Origin of the sequence: Methylorubrum populi (genome assembly GCF_002355515.1) — a bacterium.
Classification (GTDB): Bacteria; Pseudomonadota; Alphaproteobacteria; order Rhizobiales; family Beijerinckiaceae; genus Methylobacterium; species Methylobacterium populi_A.
The window spans coordinates 2,877,685-2,898,291 of sequence record NZ_AP014809.1 but is presented as its reverse complement, the minus strand read 5'-3'; the positions used below and the strand labels follow the sequence as shown (position 1 = coordinate 2,898,291).

13 protein-coding genes are annotated in these 20,607 nt (G+C 69.3%); 5 read left to right on the top strand and 8 right to left on the bottom strand.

All coding sequences use genetic code 11. The annotated features are described in order from the left end of the window. The first annotated feature begins 77 nt into the window (after positions 1-77). Positions 78-395, top strand: coding sequence for a hypothetical protein (locus MPPM_RS13245; protein WP_096485469.1), 318 nt, complete (start codon positions 78-80; stop codon positions 393-395). A gap of 116 nt (positions 396-511) precedes the next feature. Next, a complete protein-coding gene (gene leuB / locus MPPM_RS13240; protein ID WP_096487845.1) occupies positions 512-1,621 on the top strand; it encodes a 3-isopropylmalate dehydrogenase in 1,110 nt (369 codons plus the stop codon). 126 nt (positions 1,622-1,747) lie between these two features. Here leuB and zwf read toward each other — a convergent pair whose 3' ends face one another. The 6 genes from zwf to MPPM_RS28525 form a co-directional block, all read right to left on the bottom strand. Next, positions 1,748-3,256 (bottom strand): glucose-6-phosphate dehydrogenase, encoded by a 1,509-nt coding sequence (zwf, locus tag MPPM_RS13235; protein WP_096485468.1) that lies wholly within the window; start codon positions 3,254-3,256, stop codon positions 1,748-1,750. 134 nt (positions 3,257-3,390) lie between these two features. Then, on the bottom strand, positions 3,391-4,890 hold the full coding sequence (locus MPPM_RS13230) for an efflux transporter outer membrane subunit (RefSeq protein ID WP_096485467.1): 1,500 nt from the start codon (positions 4,888-4,890) through the stop codon (positions 3,391-3,393). Between the two features lie 169 nt (positions 4,891-5,059). After that, a complete protein-coding gene (locus MPPM_RS13225) occupies positions 5,060-8,374 on the bottom strand; it encodes an efflux RND transporter permease subunit (RefSeq protein WP_096485466.1) in 3,315 nt (1,104 codons plus the stop codon). Positions 8,375-8,627: 253 nt separating this feature from the next. Further along, a complete protein-coding gene (locus MPPM_RS13220; RefSeq protein WP_096485465.1) occupies positions 8,628-11,765 on the bottom strand; it encodes an MdtB/MuxB family multidrug efflux RND transporter permease subunit in 3,138 nt (1,045 codons plus the stop codon). Positions 11,766-11,777: 12 nt separating this feature from the next. Further along, positions 11,778-13,160 carry an MdtA/MuxA family multidrug efflux RND transporter periplasmic adaptor subunit gene (locus MPPM_RS13215; RefSeq protein ID WP_096485464.1) on the bottom strand — a complete coding sequence of 461 codons (1,383 nt, stop codon included), beginning with the start codon at positions 13,158-13,160 and terminating at the stop codon, positions 11,778-11,780. Between the two features lie 157 nt (positions 13,161-13,317). Continuing rightward, positions 13,318-13,491 (bottom strand): hypothetical protein, encoded by a 174-nt coding sequence (locus MPPM_RS28525; protein WP_173807912.1) that lies wholly within the window; start codon positions 13,489-13,491, stop codon positions 13,318-13,320. A 437-nt stretch (positions 13,492-13,928) separates the two neighbouring features. Here MPPM_RS28525 and MPPM_RS13205 point away from each other — a divergent pair, with 437 nt between their 5' ends. From MPPM_RS13205 to MPPM_RS13195, 3 genes are all read left to right on the top strand, one after another. Continuing rightward, positions 13,929-15,113, top strand: coding sequence for an aminotransferase (locus MPPM_RS13205; RefSeq protein WP_096485463.1), 1,185 nt, complete (start codon positions 13,929-13,931; stop codon positions 15,111-15,113). 85 nt (positions 15,114-15,198) lie between these two features. Further along, on the top strand, positions 15,199-15,636 hold the full coding sequence (locus MPPM_RS13200) for a DUF4112 domain-containing protein (RefSeq protein ID WP_096487844.1): 438 nt from the start codon (positions 15,199-15,201) through the stop codon (positions 15,634-15,636). A 47-nt stretch (positions 15,637-15,683) separates the two neighbouring features. After that, a complete protein-coding gene (locus MPPM_RS13195) occupies positions 15,684-16,886 on the top strand; it encodes an ABC transporter permease (RefSeq protein ID WP_096485462.1) in 1,203 nt (400 codons plus the stop codon). Positions 16,887-16,892: 6 nt separating this feature from the next. Here MPPM_RS13195 and MPPM_RS13190 read toward each other — a convergent pair whose 3' ends face one another. Continuing rightward, positions 16,893-19,121, bottom strand: coding sequence for a glycoside hydrolase family 3 N-terminal domain-containing protein (locus MPPM_RS13190; protein WP_096487843.1), 2,229 nt, complete (start codon positions 19,119-19,121; stop codon positions 16,893-16,895). A gap of 131 nt (positions 19,122-19,252) precedes the next feature. Then, positions 19,253-20,464, bottom strand: a complete 1,212-nt coding sequence (locus MPPM_RS13185) for a GGDEF domain-containing protein (protein WP_096487842.1) — start codon at positions 20,462-20,464, stop codon at positions 19,253-19,255. Between the last annotated feature and the right edge of the window lie 143 nt (positions 20,465-20,607).

The window sequence follows — 20,607 nt, the reverse complement described above, 5'->3', positions numbered from 1 at the left end:
TGCGAACATGGTGAAAGGATTGGCTCACCAAGCCGGATTATCCTGAGCGTCCGTTCGATCAAGAGGGCATCCCATCGATGAGCAGCGGTCTCTCGGCACCGGCCGGTCTGTCGGAGGTCTCCCGCCTCGCGACGTTGCTGGCCGATCAGGCACTCGACGCGCAGATCATGAGCCGTCCGATTCCCGACGATCAGGTCCAGGCCCTGCTGGACGCCGCCGTTCTCCTCGACGAGTACGGCCAGGAGATCCCGCCTCTCCTCGGGCAGATCGTCCACGAGATCGGATCCTCCGCCCCCGAGCGCGCCATCCGCTCGGGCAAGCGCGCGGACGAAGACGAGGTCGGGCGCATGGCCTGGATGCTGCGCCCGTTCCGCTCGGCCAAGCGCGCGGGCTGAGACGAGCGTACCGGCTGGGACAGGCGCATCGGTTGCGAGACGGGCTTGCGGGGGCCGGGCCGCGCCGATAGAGCGCGGGCAACGTGGCGCGTGCCATCAGCCCGGATTTCAGCCCCATGACAACCTACAAGCTTCTGCTCCTGCCCGGCGACGGCATCGGCCCCGAGGTGATGGCCGAGGTCGAGAAGGTGGTCGGTTGGCTCAAGCGCGCCGGCCTCGCCGATTTCGAGACCGAGCGCGACCTCGTCGGCGGCGCGGCCATCGACGTCCATGGCAAGCCGCTCGCCGACGAGACGCTGGCCCGCGCCGACGCGGCCGACGCGATCCTGCTCGGCGCCGTCGGCGGGCCGAAGTGGAACGGCGTCGCCTACGACATCCGCCCCGAGGCCGGCCTGCTGCGCCTGCGCAAGGATCTCGGCCTGTTCGCCAACCTGCGCCCGGCGATCTGCTACCCCGCCCTCGCCGACGCCTCCGCCCTCAAGCGCGAGTTGGTCGAGGGCCTCGACATCATGATCGTGCGCGAGCTCACCGGCGGCGTCTATTTCGGCGAGCCGAAGGAGATCACCACGCTGGAGGACGGCTCGAAGCGGGCAGTCGACACGCAGGTCTACACCACCGCCGAGATCGAGCGGATCGCACACGTCGCCTTCGACCTCGCCCAGAAGCGCTCCGGCCGGGTCGCCTCGGCGGAGAAGAACAACGTGATGAAGACCGGCGTCCTGTGGAAGGAGGTCGTCACGCGGGTCCATGCCGAGCACTACGCCCAGGTCGAGCTGGAGCACGTTCTGGCCGACAACTGCGCCATGCAGCTCGTGCGCCGCCCCAAGCAGTTCGACGTGCTGGTGACCGACAACCTGTTCGGCGACGTGCTCTCGGATGTCGCGGCGATGCTGACCGGCTCGCTCGGCATGCTGCCCTCGGCCTCGCTCGGTGCGGCCGACGCGCGCGGCACCCGCAAGGCGCTCTACGAGCCGGTGCACGGTTCGGCCCCCGACATCGCGGGCAAGGGTTTCGCGAACCCGATCGCGATGATCGGCTCGCTCGCCATGTGCCTGCGCTACTCCTTCGGACTCGGCGAAGCCGCCGACCTCGTGGAGAGCGCGATCACCCGTGCGCTGGCCGCCGGCGCCCGCACCCGCGACATCGTCGGCGAGGGCCAGACCCCGATCAGCACCGCCGAGATGGGTGATGCGATCCTGCGTGAATTGCAGGCGCAGGCAGGCTGAGACTCCGTCTTACATCGTCACTGCGAGCGGAGCGTAGGAGTTTCGCGGCGCGACCTCTCCCGAGAGATCGCGAACGGGACTGCTTCGGCTCCGCCTCACGATGACCGAATTGAGAAGGGATCTGCGTCATCCCTCCCCCAGCGGTAGCCAGGTGCGCCCGTCCCGGCTCAGGAGTTCGTCCGCCTCCTTCGGGCCCGGACTGCCGGCGGGGTAGAAGGATACCGGCGCATCCTTCCACGCCTTGATCAGCGGATCGACGGCGGCCCAGCTCGCCTCGATGGTGTCGGCGCGCTGGAACAGGGTCGGGTCGCCCATCATGCAGTCGTAGATCAGCGTCTCGTAGCCGACGGTGGCGGCCGGGGTGAAGAAGTCGGCGTAGCGGAAGCCGCTCTCGATCGCGGCGAGAGCCATCTGCGGCCCCGGCCGCTTCACGTTCAGGCGGGTGGTCGAGCCGGGCTCCGGATCGATGCGCAGGCGCATGACATTCGCGGCGAGGTCGTTGCCCTCCGCCCCGCGGAACAGCGTGAACGGCGCCGGCTTGAAATGCACCGCGATCTCCGTGCGCCTGCCCGCCAGCCGCTTGCCGGTGCGCAGGTAGAACGGCACGCCGGACCAGCGCGGGTTCTCGATCGCGAGCTTGAGGGCGACGTAGGTCTCGGTGCGTGAATCCTCGGCCACGTCCGGTTCACCGCGGTAGGCCGGCACGTCCTTCCCCTCCTCGTGGCCGGCGGCATACTGGCCGCGCACCGCGTCTTCCGGCGAGACCGGGCGGATCGCCGTCACCAGCCTCGTCTTCTCGTCGCGCACAGCCTCGGCGTCGAACGAGGCCGGCGGCTCCATCGCCACCATGGTGAGAAGCTGGAACAGGTGGTTGGGCACCATGTCCCGCAATGCACCCGTCGGCTCGTAGAAGCGGCCGCGCTCCTCGACGCCGATCGTTTCGGCAGCGGTGATCTCGACGTGATCGATGGTGTCACGCCGCCAGATCGGCTCCAGCATGGCGTTGGCGAAGCGGATCGCCAGGATGCTTTGGACCGTCTCCTTCCCGAGGAAGTGGTCGATCCGGTAGAACTGGTTCTCGTCGCCATGAGCCAGGATGGTCTGGTTCAGAGCCTTGGCGGAGCCGAGATCGGCACCGAACGGCTTCTCGATGATGACGCGACGGAAGGCGCCGTCCCTCTGCGCGAGCAGACCCGCCTTGCCGAGGCCCTCCACCACGGGCCCGAAGAAGCGGGCGGCCACCGCGAGGTAGAACACGACGTTGCCGGTCAGCCGCCCGGCGAGATCCCTGAAGGTCGCCTCGTCGGAAAAGTCACCCTGCATCACGTGGAGGCGCTCGCGGATGAAGCCCCACGGCTTCGGATCAATCCGCTCGGGGTGAAATTCGGCGGACGGGTCGTCGGTGAAGGACTCCATCGTCTTCGTGAGGTCGTCGCGCCAGCCGTCGTCGGTGAGCGGGTTGTGATCGACACCGAGGACGGAGAACTTCTGGTCGAGCAGCCCGCCGCCGGCCAGATTGTAGAGGGCGGGCATCAGCAGGCGCTTCGTCAGGTCGCCGCCGGCCCCGAAGACCACGAGAGTGCAGGGCGGGGCCTGCGGCGTGTCGGGAGTGTCGTGAACGCGGGCGTCGGGCATCGATCATCCGGGGCTTCCGGCCGGCGCTTGGCCGGCCGCTGAATTCCCGGCTTCAACAGGAGGCTGACGATTCATGTTCCGGCAGAGCGGCCCTGCTCGCAGCGCCGAGCGGCCGAGCCATCTCAACCCGTCCCCTACTCGTCGGTGCGGACCGCGGAGCCGCCGTCGATCGGCAGGCGAACGCCCTTCAGCTCCTCCCCGGTCGGCAGCGAGCGGGCGTCCCAACCGCCGCCCAGCGCCCGGATCAGCGCTACGGCGGTGGTGAAGCGGTTGAGGCGGATCTGCAGCGCGGTGATCTCATTGTTGATCTGCAGGGCCTGGGCGGTCACCACGGTGGTGTAGTTCTGCGTACCGGCCCGGTACTCGTTGAGCGCGATCTCGACCGCGCGTCGCGCCGAAGCCACGGCCTCGTCCTGCTTCGCCTGCTGCCGCGCCAGGATACGCACGCCGGCCAAGCCGTTTTCGACCTCGCCGAAGGCAGTGAGCACCGTCTGGCGGTAATTCGCCACCGCCGCCTCGTAGGCGGCGCGCGCCGATTGCAGCACGGCGGCGCGGGCACCGCCGTCGAAGAACACTTGGCTGCCATTGGCCGCGATCGACCAGACCCGATTGGCGGCCGAGAACACACCGTTGCTGGTCGCGCCCGAGAAGCCGCCCGAGGCCGAGAGCGTGACCGTGGGGAAGAAGGCGGAGACCGCCACGCCGATCTGCTCGCTCTGCGCCTGCACCAGCCGCTCGGACTGGGCGATGTCGGGCCGACGCTCGAGGAGGTCGGAGGGGATGCCGACCGGCACCGAGGGCGGGCGCACGGGAAGGGGCGAGAACGGGAGCTTAAACTCGGAGGGCGGCCGGCCGGTCAGGATCGCCACGGCGTGCTCGAAGGTGGCGCGCTGCAGATCGACGGCGATCAGCGAGGCCTCGGTGGTCTGGAGCTGCGTCTGCGCGGTGATCACGTCGGAGCGGGCGGCGACGCCCGCATTGTACTGATTCTCGGCGATGGCGAGGCTGCGCTTGAAGCCCTCGACGTTCTCCTGGAGCACCCGCTTCAGCGCGTCCTGGTAGCGCAGCTGGAGGTAGGCGGTGGCCAGCTCCGCCTGAACGCTGAGGCGCACCAGGGCGAGATCCGCGGCCGAGGCCTGCGCGGAGGCGACGTCGCTCTCGATCTGGCGGCGGATACCGCCGAAGAGGTCGAGCTCCCAACTCGCCTGCCCCTGGAGCGAGACCGTCGTGCGCTCCGTCCCCAGTGCCCGCGAGCGGGTGATGCTGGGGGCGCCGATCACCGTGGGGAACAGCGCGGCCCGGGCCTGCGCCACCAGGGCACGGGCCTGGTCATAGACCGCGATCTGGGCGCGGAGGTTCTGGTTGTCGACGTCGACCGAGCGGATCAGCCGGTCGAGGGTCGGGTCGTTGAAGGCCCGCCACCAGTCGCCGCGCTCGGCCGCGTCGTTCGGCACCGCCAAGCGCCAGCCCTTCTGCGCCTGGACATGGGCAAGGCTGTCCTCGCGCAGGCCGCCCTGCTTGAACGCGAGGGGCGTCTCGACGGAGGGGCGCGAATAGTCGGGGCCGACGAGACAGCCGGAGGTGGTCGCGGCAAGGGCGATCACGCCAGCAACCCGGAAAACACGTGCGCGCACGTCCCTCTCCCCTCTGCGGGAGAGGGTGTCGCTCGAAGGGGGTCGGGCGAGGGGAGCGCCGCTTCCGGACAGTGCGGAGCCGGCCCTTCTCCCGCCTGCTCCGCAGGCACCTTCCCCCGGAGAGGAGGGAGGGTCTTTGCACGTGTCACGGATCACGAAACAACCATCCTCACTCGGCCGGCACCGTCGCGGGTCCGCCCCGGCGACGCTTCGCCCAGAGCCGGAGACGGTCGAGATACAGGTAGACGACCGGTGTCGTGTAGAGGGTCAGGATCTGGCTGACCACAAGTCCACCGACGATGGCGATGCCGAGCGGCCGGCGCAGCTCCGCCCCCTCGCCGCCCGCGACGATGAGCGGAGCCGCGCCGAGGATGGCGGCGAGCGTCGTCATCATGATCGGCCGGAAGCGCAGGATGCAGGCCTCGAAGATCGCCTCACCCGGCGCCAGCCCGCGGTTCCGCTCCGCGTCGATGGCGAAGTCGATCATCAGGATCGCGTTCTTCTTCACGATGCCGATCAGCAGGAACACCGCGATCAGGGCGACGATGGTGAATTCGGTCCCGGTCGTCAGCAGCGCGACGATGGCGCCGATCCCGGCCGAGGGCAGGGTCGAGAGGATCGTGAGCGGGTGGATGTAGCTTTCGTAGAGGATGCCGAGCACGGCGTAGACGGCGAGCAGGGCGGCCAGGATCAGCAGGGGCTGGCGCGAGGCCGATTCCTGGTAGCTCTTGGCCGCGCCCGCGAACTCGCCGTGAATGGTCTGCGGCAATTGCAGATCGAGCATGGTCTGGTCGATCACCGCGGTGGCCTCGCCCAGGCTCTTGCCCGGCACGAGGTTGAACGAGATCGTGGTCGCCACGAACAGCCCCTGGTGCGAAACCTGGACCGGGGCATTGCCGGTCTCGAAGTGGGCGAAGGCCGAGAGCGGGACCATGGTCTCCTTGGCACTCGACACCGGCGCGCTCGACGAGGCGCCGCCCTTGCTCGCGGCGATGGCGTTGCCCGCGGCGTTGCGTGCCGAATCCGCGGCGAGGGTCGCGGCGGTGTCGGTGGTGGAGGTGCCGGAGGTCGAGGCCTGCGAGGGGGTGGTCGTCCCGCCGCCGGCGACCGTGCCGGCGACCGCGTTGGTGGTCGCCGATCCCCGCGCCCGGCCGCCCGTGGTCGAGACGTAGATCGTCTTCAGAACCTCCGGGTTCTGGAGGTAGCGCGGCGCGATCTCCATCACGACGTGGTACTGGTTGAGCGGGTTGTAGATCGTCGAGACCTGCCGCTGGCCGAAGGCGTCGTAGAGGGTGTTGTCGATCTGATCCGGGGTGATGCCGTAGCGGAAGGCGGTGGCGCGATCGATCACGAGGCGGCGCTCCAACCCGCCCTCCTGCTGGTCGGACGTCACGTCGGCGAAGATGTCGGTGCGCTTCTGCAGCGCCTGCAGCAGCTTCGGCGAGGCGGCGTAGAGCTCGGCCGCCGTGTCGCCCTGGAGCGTATACTGGTACTGCGCGAAGCTCTGGCGCCCGCCCATCCTCAGATCCTGGCGCGGGAACAGGTACAGGCGCGCGCCCGCGACCTGGGCGAGCTTCGGCCGAAGCCGGTTCATCACCTTCTCGATGGAATCGCGCTGGCCTAAGGGTTTAAGCCCGACGAAGACGTTGGCCGAGTTGGTGCCGCGCCCGCCGGTGAAGCCGACGATGCTCTCCACCGCCGGGTCCGCCTGCACGATGGCGCTCGCCCGCTCCAGCTTGTCCTTCATCGACTGGAACGAGATGCGCTGGTCGGCCTGGATGCCGCCCATGAGCTGGCCGGTATCCTGATCGGGAAAGAAGCCCTTCGGCACGATGATGTAGCCGTAGACCGTGAGCCCGATCGCGATGAACACGCTGAGCGCGGTCAGCCGCCGGTGATGGAGCGCGAAGCGGAGCGTCCGCTCGTAGCCCGCGAGCAGCGCATCGAACCCGCCTTCCAGCATCCGCAGCAGGATGTTGGGGCGCCTGGTCGCGTGCATCTGCGCCTCGGGCTTGAGGAGCAGCGCGCACATCATCGGCGTCGTCGTCAGCGAGAGCACGAGCGAGACGAGGATCGCCATCGACAGCGTGACCGCGAACTCCTGGAACAGGCGGCCGACGATGCCGCCCATGAGCAGGATCGGCAGGAACACGGCGATGAGCGACAAGCTCATCGAGACGACGGTGAAGCCGACTTCGCGGGCGCCGATCAGCGCCGCCTCGACCCGCGGCTTCCCCGCCTCGATGTGGCGCTGGATGTTCTCCAGGACGACGATGGCGTCGTCCACGACGAAGCCGGTCGCGATGATGAGCGCCATCAGCGACAGGATGTCGAGGGAGTAGCCGAGCATCCACATCGCGGCGAAGGTGCCGATGATCGAGATCGGCACCGCCACCGCCGGGATCAGCGTCGCCCGCCACGAGCGCAGGAAGATGAAGGTGACGAAGATGACAAGGCCGATGGCGATCAGCAGCGTCTCCTCGGTGCTCGCCAGCGAGGCGCGGATCGTGGCCGAGCGGTCACCGGAGATGTTGAGGTCGATGTCGCCGGGAAGCGCCGCCTTCACCTGCGGGATCGCCGCGCGCACCCGCTCCACCGTCTCGACGACGTTCGAGCCGGGCTGCTTGTAGATGAACAGGATCACGCCCGGCTTGCCGTCGACGAGGCCGAGATTGCGCTTGTCCTCGACCGAGTCGACCACCTCGCCGACATCCGCCAGCCGCACGGCGGCACCGTTGCGGTAGGCCACCACGATGTCGCGGTAGTCGGAGGCCTGCCGGCCCTGGTCGTTGGCGTAGAGCTGGTAGCGGCGCTCGCCCGCGACGATGTCGCCCTTGGGCGAGTTTGCATTGGCCGAGGCCAGACCCGCGCGGATGCCCTCCAGACCGATGCCGTAGTGGAACAGGGCGGTCGGATCGAGCTCGACCCGCACCGCCGGCAGCGACGAACCGCCGATATCGACGTTGCCGACGCCCTCAATCTGGCTCATCCGCTGCTGCACGATCGTCGCGGCGGAATCGTAGAGCTGGCCCGGCGTCAGGGTGTCGGAGGTGAGGCCGAGGATCAGGATCGGCGAATCCGCCGGATTGAACTTGCGGTAGGTCGGGTTGGTGCGAAGCGCCGTCGGCAGGTCGGCGCGCGCGGCGTTGATCGCCGCCTGCACGTCGCGGGCGGCGCCGTCGATGTCGCGGTTGAGGCCGAACAGCAGGACGATCCGCACCGTGCCGGTGGAGCTCGTGGACGTCATCTCGTTGACGTCGGCGATCGCCCCGAGCCGCCGCTCCAGCGGCGCGGCAACCGTGGTCGCCATCGTCTCCGGCGAGGCGCCGGCCATCTGCGCCTGGACGAGGATGACGGGAAAGTCGACCTGCGGCAGCGGCGCCACCGGCAGCCGCACATAGGCGAACAGGCCGGCGAGCATCAGGCCGATGGTGAGAAGCGTCGTCGCGACCGGGCGGCGGATGAAGGGTTCGGAGAGGTTCATGGGGCGTGCCCCACGACTCTGCGGGTCTCCCCCTCTCCCCGCGCGCGGGGAGAGGCCCGCAGGCACCTTGTCGTGCCTGCGGGAAGCGGAGGCGCAGCCGAAGCAACGGTGAGGGGGCGGCTCCGAACGAGGCTCCTCCGATGAAGCCTCCTCACCCTCGGCTGCCGCCTCGCTTCGGCGACGACAAGGTCGCCGAAGCCCTCTCGCCGCAAGCGGGGAGAGGGGATGCGCACCACGGCTATTGCCAAAAACCTCACAGTGCCGCCCCGCCCGGCGCCAGCCCGTCCCGCTCCCACCGCCGGGTCAGCCGCCGTTCCAGCCGGTCGAAGGCGAGATAGATCACCGGCGTCGTGAACAGCGTGAGCACTTGGCTGACGATGAGGCCGCCGGCGATGACGATGCCGAGCGGCTGGCGCAGCTCCGAGCCGACGCCCGAACCGAGGATCATCGGCACCGCCGCGAACAGGGCGGCGAGCGTCGTCATCAGGATCGGGCGGAAGCGCAGCAGGCAGGCCTCGTAGATCGCGTCGCGCGGCGCCTTGCCCTCCTCGCGCTCGGCCTGGAGCGCGAAGTCGATCATCATGATCGCGTTCTTCTTCACGATGCCGATCAGGAGCACGATGCCGATGATCGCGATGATGTCGAGCGACAGCCCGAACCACATCAGCCCGAGCAGCGCGCCGATGCCGGCGGATGGCAGGGTCGAGAGAATGGTGATCGGGTGGATGAAGCTCTCGTAGAGCACGCCGAGCACGATGTAGACGGTGACGATCGCCGCGCAGACGAGGAACAGCTCGTTGGAGAGCGCCGACTCGAAGGCGAAGACCGAGCCCTGCGGCACCACGTTGAAGCTCGCCGGCAGGTCGATCTCTTTGCGCGCGGCCTCCAGCGCGTCCACCGCCTGCCCCAGGGCGACGCCCGGTGCGAGGTTGAACGAGACGGTGGTGGCCGGGAACTGGCCGAGATGACCGATCAGCAGCGGCGCGCGGCGCTCCTCCACCTTCGCCACCGCCGAGAGCGGCACCTGCCCCGAGGGGGCGGTGGAGGAGGGAAGGTAGAGGTTGTCGAGGGAGGCGAGCGTGGTGTGCAGCTTCGGGTCCGCCTCCAGGATCACCCGGTACTGGTTCGACTGGGTGAAGATGGTCGAGACGATGCGCTGGCCGAAGGCGTCGTAGAGCACGTTGTCGATGGTGGCCGGCGTGATGCCGTAACGGCCGGCGGTGGCGCGATCGATCGTGACGTAGGCCGCCAGCCCGTTGCCCTGGTAGTCGCTGGTGACGTCGGCGAGCAGGGGCGAGCGGCGCAGGGCCTCGACGTAGCGCGGCACCCAGGTCTCGAAGTCGCCGAGATTCGGGTTCTCGAGAATGACTTGGTACTGCGTCGCCGAAACCGCGGTGTCGATCGTCAGATCCTGCACCGGCTGCATGTAGAGCCGCACGCCGGGCACGCCGCTCGTCGCCGCGTTGAGACGGCGGATGATCGCGCTGGCATCGGCGCTGCGCGCCTCGCGCGGCTTCAGATTGATGAGGAAGCGGCCGGAATTGAGGGTAACGTTCTGGCCGTCCACGCCGATGAAGGACGACAGGCTGGCCACGTCCGGATCCTTCAGCACCACGTCCGCCAGCGCCTGCTGGCGCTCCGCCATGGCCTCGTAGGACACGCTCTGGTCGGCCTGTGAGATGCCCTGGATCACGCCCGTATCCTGCACGGGGAAGAAGCCCTTGGGGATCACCACGAACAGGTAGGCGGTCAGCGCCACCGTGCCGAGCGTGACCAGCAGCGTCAGGCCCTGGTGGGCCAGCACCACGCGAAGCGCACGGCCGTAGAGGGCGATGACGCCGTCGTTCAGCCGCCGGCCGAAGCGGGCGATCGGCCCCTCACGGCGAGTGGCCGGCGTGTCGGCGCCGTGGGCGACGGGCTTCAGGAGCCGCGCGCACATCATCGGCACGAGGGTCAGCGAGACCACCGCCGAGATGACGATGGTCGCCGCCAGCGTGATCGCGAATTCACGGAACAGGCGGCCGACCACGTCGCCCATGAACAGGAGCGGGATCAGCACCGCGATCAGCGAGACGGTGAGCGAGATGATGGTGAAGCCGATCTCGCGGCTTCCCTTCAGCGCGGCCTCGAACGGGCTGTCGCCCTCCTCCACGTGGCGGGCGATGTTCTCGATGACGACGATGGCGTCGTCCACGACGAAGCCGGTGGCGATGGTCAGCGCCATCAGCGAGAGGTTGTCCAGCGAGAAGCCCCAGGCATCCATCGCCGCGAGCGCGCCGATCAGCGAGAGCGGCACCGACAGGCTCGGGATCAGCGTCGCGGAGAAGCTGCGCAGGAACAGGAAGATCACCATCACGACCAGCGCGATGGCGAGCATCAGTTCGAACTGCACGTCGTGGACGGAGGCTCGGATCGTCGTGGTGCGGTCGGTGAGCGTCGCGATCGAGACCGCGGCCGGCATGGTCGCCTGAAGCTGCGGCAGCAGCCGCTTGATACGGTCCACCGTATCGATGACGTTGGCGCCGGGCTGACGCTGGATGTTGAGGATGACGGCCGGCGTGCGGTCGGCCCAGGCGCCGAGCCGGGTGTTCTCGGCCCCGTCCACGACCTCGGCCACGTCGGTCAGGTGGACCGGGGAGCCGTTGCGGTAGGCGATGATCGCGTTGGCGTAGACCGCCGGGTCGCGGACCTGATCGTTGGCGTTGATGGCGTAGGACTGGGTCGGGCCGTCGATGTTGCCTTTGGGCGTGTTGACGTTGAGGTTGGCGATGGTCGTGCGCAGGTCGTCGATGTTGAGGCCGTAGGCGGCCATCGCCAGGGAATTGAACCGCACCCGCACCGCCGGCCGCTGGCCGCCGCCCATGCTGACGAGGCCGACACCCGCGATCTGGCTGATCTTCTGGGCAAGCCGCGTTTCGGCGAGGTCGCGCACCTGCGTCAGCGGCATCGTCGCGGAGGTCAGCGCCAGCGTCAGAACGGGCGCGTCGGCCGGGTTGACCTTGGCATAGATCGGTGGGGCGGGCAGGTCGGTCGGCAGCAGGTTGCCCGCCGCGTTGATCGCCGCCTGGACCGACTGCTCGGCGATGTCGAGGGGGATATCGAGGTTGAACTGGAGCGTGATGACCGAGGCCCCCGCCGAACTCTGCGAGGACATCTGGTTGAGATTGGCCATCTGGCCGAACTGCCGCTCCAGCGGCGCCGTGACCGCCGAGGTCATCACCTCCGGGCTGGCACCCGGATAGAAGGTCTGCACCTGGATCGTTGGGTAATCGACGGCGGGCAGGGCCGAGACCGGCAGGTTCAGGTAGGAGACCGCGCCGACGATCAGGATCGCCAGCATCGACAGGGTCGTCGCGACGGGCCGCAGGATGAAGATGCGGGACGGGTTCATGGCCGCATCCGGTTACGGTGCCGGGCGCCGGCGTCCCCGGCGCTCCTGTCCATTCTCCGGCGAGCCCGCCGCCGCACCGGCGGCCGGCGTCGACGGCAGCGTCGCACCGGGTGCGCCGGCGGCGGGTGCAGCGGCCTGTTGACCGTCCGCGTGACCGACGATGCGGACGGGAGCGCCCTCGCGCAGGCGGTCGGTGCCGTCGGTGACGACCCGGTCGCCCGGGGTGAGGCCCGACAGCACCACCGTGTTGACGCCGTCGGTCTCGCCGGTCTTGATCGGGCGGACCGTGACCTTCTCGTCGCCGTCCATCAGGTAGACGTAGGTGCCCGGCGTGCCGCGCAGGATCGCGGCGTTCGGCACCAGGGCAGCGTTCTGAACCGTCTCGACCGTGAGGCGGGCATTCACGAACTGGTTCGGGAACAGGGTTTCCTCCTCGTTCTCGAACATCGCCCGCAGCTTCACCGTCCCGGTCGTCGTGTCGATCTGGTTGTCGATGGTTTCGAGGCGGCCGGTGGCGATTTCGTGCTGGTCGCTGCGGTCATAGGCGCGCACGGTCAGCTTCGCCCCCTGGCGCAGCCGGCGCATCACCCGCGCCACCTCGTCCTCCGGCAGTGTGAACACCACCGATATCGGGCGGAGCTGCGTGACCACGACGATGTTGGTTGAGCCGGCGGTGATGTAGTTGCCGAGATCGACCTGCCTCAGGCCCACCCGACCCTCCACCGGCGAGACGATCCGGGCGTAGGTGAGGTTGAGCTTCTGCTGATCGACCAGCGCCTGATCGGCCGCGACCGTGCCCTCGTTCTGCTTCACCAGGGCGGCCTGGGTGTCGACGTTCTGCTTCGAGATCGAGTCCTGCCGGTTCAGGGTCTGGTAGCGCTGGAGGTCGAGCTTGGAGTTCTGCAGCAGCGCCTGGTCGCGGGCGAGCTGCCCTTGATACTGGGCGAGCAGCGCCTCGTAGGGCCGCGGGTCGATCTGGGCGAGGAAATCGCCCTCCTTGACCATCTGGCCCTCACGAAAGCCGATCTTGGTGAGGTAGCCACTGATCTGCGAGCGGACCGAGACGGTGGCGAGCGGCGTCACCGTGCCGAGGCCCTGCAGCACGACCGGCATGTCGCCTGTGACGACCGGCGCGACGCCGACCGCCTGCTTCATGTCGGTGGGCCGGCCGCCACGGCCGTGACCGCTGGGTCCCGGCGCCTGCGCCGTCGCGTCGGCCGGCTTCTGCCGCGCATCGTAGGTGCGATGGGCCACCGCGCCGGCTCCGCCGAGGATCAGCAGCGCGAGCATCCAACGGCCGAACTTCCGTCGCCGACGAACCGGCGCGGTCGGCACCGGATCCGCGGTCCGGTACTCCCGGGCGGTCTCCCTGCGTATCGGCGAACTCTCGTTCATCCCTCACACACTCGTCGATGTCGTCCACGGCCATCGGAACCGGCCCGGTTGGCAGGAACGCGTCCGTCGGCCGGAAGTCCGATCCCGTCGAGATCAGGGCACCCGGACGGGCCCGCCTCGGTACGGCCGGCGAGCGTCGCCTGGCAATGCGGTGTTCCTACGGCGCCGACGTTTCCGGCATGTTGCTGCGCCCCGGCTCGCCCTGCGACTGATAGAGGCGCATCACGTCGCGAAACGATTCATCGACAGGCGTCACCGGCAGGACGAGGCGCAGACCGAGCCCGAGACCGGCGGACAGGACGGCCAGCAGCAGACAGGTTCCCAGACGCATGATCCGCCGATGGCGAGAGACCGAGGCAACGCGAAGCGCGCGGACCGACCGGACATGAAAAAAGCCGCCGTGTCGAGCGGCGGCCTGTTCATGAGGACGACCGGACCGGCCTGCCACACCCAAGAGACGAGGGGGCGAAGTCCCTTCAGTGCGGCGGCCGGTCCGACCGTGGGGTGAACATGCGCTTACGACTGATGATCGTCAACATTCGTCACACCCTCGATGCGCCGCAAAATCCCGATTCGATCGCTCTATCGCAGACGCGTGTGCGTGAACGCACCTCGCATCGATAGAGCCGCGAAGTTTTCCGCCAAGCCTCCGCAGCACACCTCTTGTCTTCGAACACGGAGAAACCAATCGCGCGCAAGTTTCCTCTCCGATTCCATCTTGCAGGAAGGCGCTTGGAGCGGCGCGGTCGCTCTGCGAAGACATCGCCCATGGATCCCGCCGCGAATCGCATCCCCTCCCCCGTTGCCCATCCCGTCTTCGCCGACTTGCCGGAAACGGTGTTCGAAGTGATGTCACGGCTGGCGCGCGAGCATGGTGCGATCAATCTCGGCCAGGGTTTTCCCGATGGTCAGGGCCCCGACGATGTCCGCGCCGCCGCGGCGCGGGCGCTGGAGAGCGTCAGTAACCAGTACCCGCCGATGATGGGGCTGCCCTCGCTGCGCGCGGCCATCGCCGCGCATTACCGGCACCATCAGGGCCTCGACCTCGATCCCGAGCGCGAGGTGATGGTGACCTCGGGCGCGACCGAGGCGCTGGCCGGCGCGCTGATGGCGCTGGTGCGGCCCGGCGACGAGGTCGTGCTGTTCGAGCCGATGTACGACGCCTACCTGCCACTGGTGCGGCGCGCGGGCGGCGTGCCGCGCTTCGTCACGCTCAAGCCTCCGCATTTCCGGATTGAGGAAGCCGCACTCGCCGCGGTTTTCTCCGAGCGGACCCGCCTCGTCCTCCTCAACAACCCGCTCAACCCGAGCGCCACGGTGTTCGAGGTGGACGACCTCGCCCTTCTCGCCGCGTTCTGCCGGCGGTTCGACGCGGTGGCGGTCTGCGACGAGGTATGGGAGCACGTGATCTTCGACGAAAGGCGCCACCTTCCGCTGATGGCCCTGCCCGGCATGCGCGAGCGCACGGTGAAGATCGGTTCGGCGGGCAAGATCTTCAGCCTCACCGGTTGGAAGGTCGGGTTCGTGATGGCGGCCGAACCGCTGATGCGGGTCCTGTCGCGGGCGCACCAGTTCCTCACCTTCACCACCCCGCCGAACCTTCAGGAGGCCGTGGCCTACGGGCTCGGCAAGGACGACGCGTATTTCGCGGGGATGCGCGCGGATCTCGCCCGCTCCCGCAACCGCTTGGCGGCGGGCCTGTCGCAGATCGGCTTCACGGTGCTGCCGAGCGCGGGCACCTACTTCCTCACCGTCGATCTCGCGGATCTCGCCGCCGACGACGTCGCCTTCTGCCAGCGGATCGTGACCGAGCACGGCGTGGCCGCCATTCCCGTCAGCGCCTTCTACGCGGAGGGGGACGTCAAGAACCTCGCCCGCTTCTGCTTCGCCAAGGCCGACGCCACCCTCGACGCGGCGGTCGAGCGGTTGGCGGAATTATTTCGCGCGGGCTGAGCGGGCGCGGCGGTCCGCTTCCTTGTGAAGCGGCCGGGGCGGGGCCACATCCCCCGCCATGACCACCTCCGCCCAGACCCCCAGCATGGCCTATCGCGAGCCCGCCGGGGCGGCACAGCTGCGCCGCCTCACCGATACCAGCACGGAGGCGAGCCTCCAGCGGCTGGAGCAGCTCGCCCACCTGATGGACTCGGCCTTCCTCCTGCCGGGCATCAACCGCCGCGTCGGCCTCGACGCGGTGATCGGCCTCGTCCCCGTCCTCGGCGACATCGCGGGCATGGCGATCGCCTCGTACATCGTCTACGAGGCGAAACGGCTCGGCGCGCCGCGCTGGCTGGTCTGGCGCATGATGGCCAACGTCGCCCTCGACGGCGCCGTGGGCTCGGTGCCGCTGGCCGGCGACCTGCTCGACGCGGCCTTCAAGGCGAACCGCCGCAACGTCCGCCTGCTGCGCCGCCATCTGGAGCGCAAGGGCGCCTTGCGTCCGAGCGAGATCGAGGGCACCGCAATCCGGCTCGACTGAGCCGGCATCGGCCGCCCGAGTTGAGGGCGAGTTGAGGGTTCGAGCCGATGAACGAGCACCTGCGACCCGAACCCGATGCGGTGCCCGTCACCGCGCCGGGCAACGCGCCGCAGATGCAGGTCCTGCCGACCGCCACCCGCCGCGGTCTGTCGCCGCTCAACCGGCGACGGCTGGCGAACTTCCGGGCCAACCGGCGGGGCTACTGGTCGGCGGTGATCTTCACCGTCCTGTTCGTACTCAGCCTGTTCGCCGAACTCATCGCCAACGATCGCCCGATCGTGATGCAGTACAAGGGCGAGTGGCTGTTTCCCGTCCTGATCGACTACCCGGACGAGAAGTACGGCGGCTTCCTCGCCCAGACCGACTACCGCGCCCCTGAGACGCGCGAGGAGATCGAGGAGAACGGCTGGGCACTCTGGCCGCCGATCCCCTACGCCGACAACACCTACATGCGGGACCTGCCGACCCCTGCGCCCTCGCCGCCGACCTGGATGCTCAGCGATGAACAGTGCCGCCCCGTGGCCGAACGGGCGGGGGTGAAGGCCGAGGGGCGCGAACTCGGCTGCCGCGACATCGAGTGGCACTGGCTCGGCACCGACAACGCGACCCGGGACGTGCTGGCGCGCGTCATTTACGGCTTCCGCATCTCGATCCTGTTCGGCCTCGTGCTCGCCGGCATCTCGTCGGTCATTGGCGTGATCGCGGGCGCGGTCCAGGGCTATTTCGGCGGCTGGACCGACCTGATCTTCCAGCGGGTCATTGAGATCTGGGGCGCGATTCCGACGCTCTACCTCATCATCATCATGTCGGCCTTCCTCGTGCCGAGCTTCTTCACCCTGCTCGGCATCCTGACGCTGTTCTCGTGGACGGCTTTGGTCGGCGTGGTGCGCGCGGAATTCCTGCGCGCACGCAACTTCGAGTACGTGCGGGCGGCCCGCGCGCTCGGCCTGTCGAACGTGCGCATCATGACACGCCACCTCCTGCCCAACGCCATGGTGGCGACGCTGACTTTTCTGCCGTTCATCCTGAACGGCTCGGTCACGACCCTGACCTCCCTCGACTATCTCGGCTTCGGCCTGCCGCCGGGCTCCCCCTCGCTCGGCGAACTGCTGGCCCAGGGCAAGGACAACATCAACGCCCCCTGGCTCGGGCTCACCGGCTTCTTCGTGGTGGCAACGATGCTGAGCCTGCTCGTCTTCGCCGGCGAGGCCGTGCGCGACGCGTTCGACCCGAGGAAGACGTTCGGCTGACGTCGGTCAGCGCCGCGCCTCGTCGCTGCCCGGCGGGCCGCGCCAGCCGGTCTCGACGGTGAAGCCGGCGCTGCGGGTGGCGAGGGAATCGCCCCCGACATGGGCGAGGTAGGCGCCCGCCTCCACCACGAGGGTGCCGTCCGGCTCGTGATAGCCGAGGTCGCGCGCGGGCACGCGGAAGGTCGCGGTGCCGGTCTCCCCCGAGGCGAGGTCGAGGAGCGCGACCCCCCTGAGCAGGCGGCGGGGCCGGCTGCGGCCCGCCACAGGCTGGCCGATATAGAGCTGCGCCACCGCCCGGCCCGCCCGCGTGCCGTAATTGGTGACGGGCGCGCGCACCTCCAGCACCGCCTCGTAGCGATCGCCGACGCCGACGCGCGGCGTCACGATCTCCGGCTCGCCGTAGGCGAAGCGGGTGTAGGAGAGGCCGTAGCCGAAGGGGAAGAGCGGCAGGGGCGATTCGTCGGCATAGCCCATGGTCCAGCGCGAGCCGGGGCTATGCGGGCGCCCACCCGGCAAAGCGTCGTAGGTCAGCGGCAATTGCCCGACGGTGCGCGGCCAGGAGACCGGCAGCCGGCCGGACGGGTCGGCATCGCCGAACAGCGTCTCGGCCAAAGCCGGCCCGCCCTCGGTGCCGGCGATCCAGGCCATCAGCACCGCCTGCGCCTGGGCCGGCGCGTCCCCGAGGATCGTCGGGCGCCCGCCGATTACGACGAGCGCGACCGGCTTGCCCGCCCCGGCCACCGCCGCGAGCAGGTCGTGCTGCAGCCCCGGCCAGGAGAGATAGGCGCTCGACGAGCCCTCGCCCGAGCGGTCCCGCGGCTCGCCCATCACCGCCACGACGAGATCGGCGCCCGCCGCCGCCGCGACCGCTTCGGAGAAGCCCGCGCGGCTGTCGCAGACCCGCGGGCAGCCCGGAGCAAAATCAACCGCGACGCCGGAGGCGGCGGCGCGCTCGCGCAGGCCCGCCAGGATCGTCACCGCGTCCCATTCCTGCCCCGCGCCCTCGTGCGGCCCGACCTGATCCCAGGCGGAATCGGCGAAGGGGCCGATGACGGCGATGCGGCGCACCCGCGCCGGATCGATCGGCAGCAGATCCCCGCGGTTCTGGAGCAGGACGAGGCTCGCCCGCGCCGCCTCGCGGGCGAGCCGCCGAGTCTCGGGGCGCAGAAGCTTCTCCTCCGCACCCTCCACAGCGATCACCGGGTGGTCGAACAGGCCGAGCCCGAACTTCAGACGCAGCACCCGGCGCACCGCCGCATCGACGGCGCTCTCCGGGACGCGCCCGGCGCGCACCTCCTCGGGCAGGTGGCGCAGGAACAGCCCGCTCGTCATGTCCATGTCGACGCCCGCCATCAGCGCCTTGCGCGCGGCTTCGGCCCCATCGTGGGCGACGCCGTGCTTCACGAGGCTTGCGACCGCCTGCCAATCGGCCACGACGAGGCCGGGGAAGCCCATCTGCCGCCGCAGCAGACCGGTCATGAGAGTGGAATCGGCGGTGGTCGGCAGCCCGTTGAGTGCGGTCAGGGCCGTCATCACCGCGTCGGCGCCGGCGCGGATGCCGTCGCGGAACGGCGGCAGGTGGAGGTCGTGGAGTTCGGTCGGGGCGACGAAGGTCGCGTCGTAGTCGCGCCCGCCCAGCACCGCGCTGTAGCCCGCGAAGTGCTTGAGCGTGCTCGCGAGGCCGCCGTCGCGAAAACCCTCGACCTGCGCAGCGGTGAGCCGCCCGGTGAGCCACGGATCCTCGCCCAGGCCTTCCACCACCCGCCCCCAGCGCAGATCGCGGGCGACGTCGGCCATCGGCGAGAAGGTCCAGTTCAGGCCGATCGCCGCGGACTCGCGCCCTTGGGCCGCGGCGGCGCGGCGCACGAGGCCGGGATCGAAGCTCGCGGCCATGGCGAGCGGCAGCGGGAAAATGGTGCGGTAGCCGTGGACGATGTCGAGGCCGACGAGCAGCGGAATCCCCAGCCGCGACGAACGCGCGAGCCGATCGGCCTGCGCGACGAGGCCGGCATTGTTGAAGTTGATGACCGCCCCGACCTCGCCGCGGCGAAAGCTGTCGAGGTCGAGGATCGGCTCGTGCGAGATCAGGTTGAGCTGACCGGCCTTCTCTTCCAGCGTCATCCGGGAAAGCAGCGCCTCGATCCGGTTCTCCGCCGGCTCGGACGGACTGGCCGGACCGATGAGGAGAACGAGGCAGGCGGTGCCGCAGACGATTTCCCGAGCCAGCCGCCGCATCGTCACCGCCCCCCGGGACGGTTTCGACCGCCCGCTCTCACGGGGCGGGACGATGCCTCAGGCAGGTAGGTCCCGTCGATGCGCCATCGGCCGGCTTTTCCGCGCCGCGGGTCAATCGATGTGGACGATCCTCAGGACGGGCGCATCCGGCGCCGCACGGAGGCGGTGAGCAGACCCGTGCCGGCGGGCTCCTCGACAAGGGGAGGCGGATGGTCCCCCGAGGCGACCACACGGTCGCGACCGGACCGCTTGGCGCGGTAGAGGGCGTCGTCGGCCCGGCGCAGCAGGTAGTCGAGGCTACCGCCGATCTGGCTCTCGGCGGCAACGCCGACGCTGACGCTCATCGTCAATTCGGGATAGTCCGGGTGGGTGAAGCGGGCGACACCGGCTCGGATCCGCTCGGCGACGCGCGCCGCCGCCCGCTCGTCGAGGCACGGAAGCAGGCAAGCGAACTCCTCGCCGCCCATCCTCCCGAACAGGGCCCCGGGCGGCAGCAGCGGCGCCGCGATGTGACAGAACGCGGCCAGAGCCGCATCGCCGACGCTGTGGCCGTGGCGATCGTTGATCATCTTGAAGTGATCGAGATCGAACAGGAGCAGCGCGGCGGGCGCGACCGCGAGGTGCCGCTCGGCCCCCGCGACAAGGGCGCGGCGGTTGGCGATCCCGGTCAGGGAATCGGTCTCGGCAGCCAGCCGCTGCTCGCGCTCGGCCCGCTCCTTGGTCAGCGCCATGAACACGAAGGCGATCGCCACCGAGAACAGCGTGCCGGTGAAGCAGAGGATAGCGAACCAGGGCGAGGCGGTCGCCACGGAGGCCGGGATCGGCGTGGTAACGGCCAGCGGCACGCGGATCCAGTAGAGAGCGGCATAAGTCGCGAGCAGGACGAGGGCCGGGTAGCGCGACACCAGAGACTCGCCGCGGCCCTGCCAGATCGTGAGCGCGCCGAAACCGCAATACATCCCCGCGCTCGTCGAGGCGAGGATGACACGGGCCGGCAGCGACTCGTAGAAGGCGGGAACGGTACAGGCGGCGAGCCACGTGACGGCGCCGGCCAAGGCCCAGTCGAGACGTAAGGGGCGGCGCTCGAAGGCCCGCACGCCGCTCCAGATCAGACCGTAGGCGCCGATCATCAGTGCGTTGGCGACGCCGATGGACAGACTGTCCGGGATCTGACCGCGCAGGGACAACAGCAGCGAGGCGCCGCTGCCGACGATATGCGCGATGCCCCAGACCACCAGGGCACGCTGGCGGCGGGCCTGACTCCACGACAGCAGGAACAGCACACCGACCGTGAAGGTGACGGCGGCCGTCATCATGAAAAGCGTCGGGAGATCGAGGCGCATCGCATCCTGGCAAAGGTTCGGCCAAGCGAACTTTTGCGTCTCCTCCCCCGGGTCGTAATCCACCTAAAGGGTCAGACCACGGTCACAATGTCAACTGTATCAAAGCACAAGGGGTGCGAATTTAGCAGCAATTCGCGACCAAA

Coding starts and splice junctions, on each gene's coding strand:
- MPPM_RS13205 (WP_096485463.1), top strand. CDS start 13,929: ATGGATCCCGCCGCGAATCGCATCCCCTCCCCCGTTGCCCATCCCGTC.
- MPPM_RS13220 (WP_096485465.1), bottom strand. CDS start 11,765: ATGAACCCGTCCCGCATCTTCATCCTGCGGCCCGTCGCGACGACCCTG.
- MPPM_RS28525 (WP_173807912.1), bottom strand. CDS start 13,491: ATGCGTCTGGGAACCTGTCTGCTGCTGGCCGTCCTGTCCGCCGGTCTC.
- MPPM_RS13195 (WP_096485462.1), top strand. CDS start 15,684: ATGAACGAGCACCTGCGACCCGAACCCGATGCGGTGCCCGTCACCGCG.
- MPPM_RS13190 (WP_096487843.1), bottom strand. CDS start 19,121: ATGCGGCGGCTGGCTCGGGAAATCGTCTGCGGCACCGCCTGCCTCGTT.
- MPPM_RS13185 (WP_096487842.1), bottom strand. CDS start 20,464: ATGCGCCTCGATCTCCCGACGCTTTTCATGATGACGGCCGCCGTCACC.
- zwf (WP_096485468.1), bottom strand. CDS start 3,256: ATGCCCGACGCCCGCGTTCACGACACTCCCGACACGCCGCAGGCCCCG.
- MPPM_RS13200 (WP_096487844.1), top strand. CDS start 15,199: ATGGCCTATCGCGAGCCCGCCGGGGCGGCACAGCTGCGCCGCCTCACC.
- MPPM_RS13245 (WP_096485469.1), top strand. CDS start 78: ATGAGCAGCGGTCTCTCGGCACCGGCCGGTCTGTCGGAGGTCTCCCGC.
- MPPM_RS13225 (WP_096485466.1), bottom strand. CDS start 8,374: ATGAACCTCTCCGAACCCTTCATCCGCCGCCCGGTCGCGACGACGCTT.
- MPPM_RS13215 (WP_096485464.1), bottom strand. CDS start 13,160: ATGAACGAGAGTTCGCCGATACGCAGGGAGACCGCCCGGGAGTACCGG.
- leuB (WP_096487845.1), top strand. CDS start 512: ATGACAACCTACAAGCTTCTGCTCCTGCCCGGCGACGGCATCGGCCCC.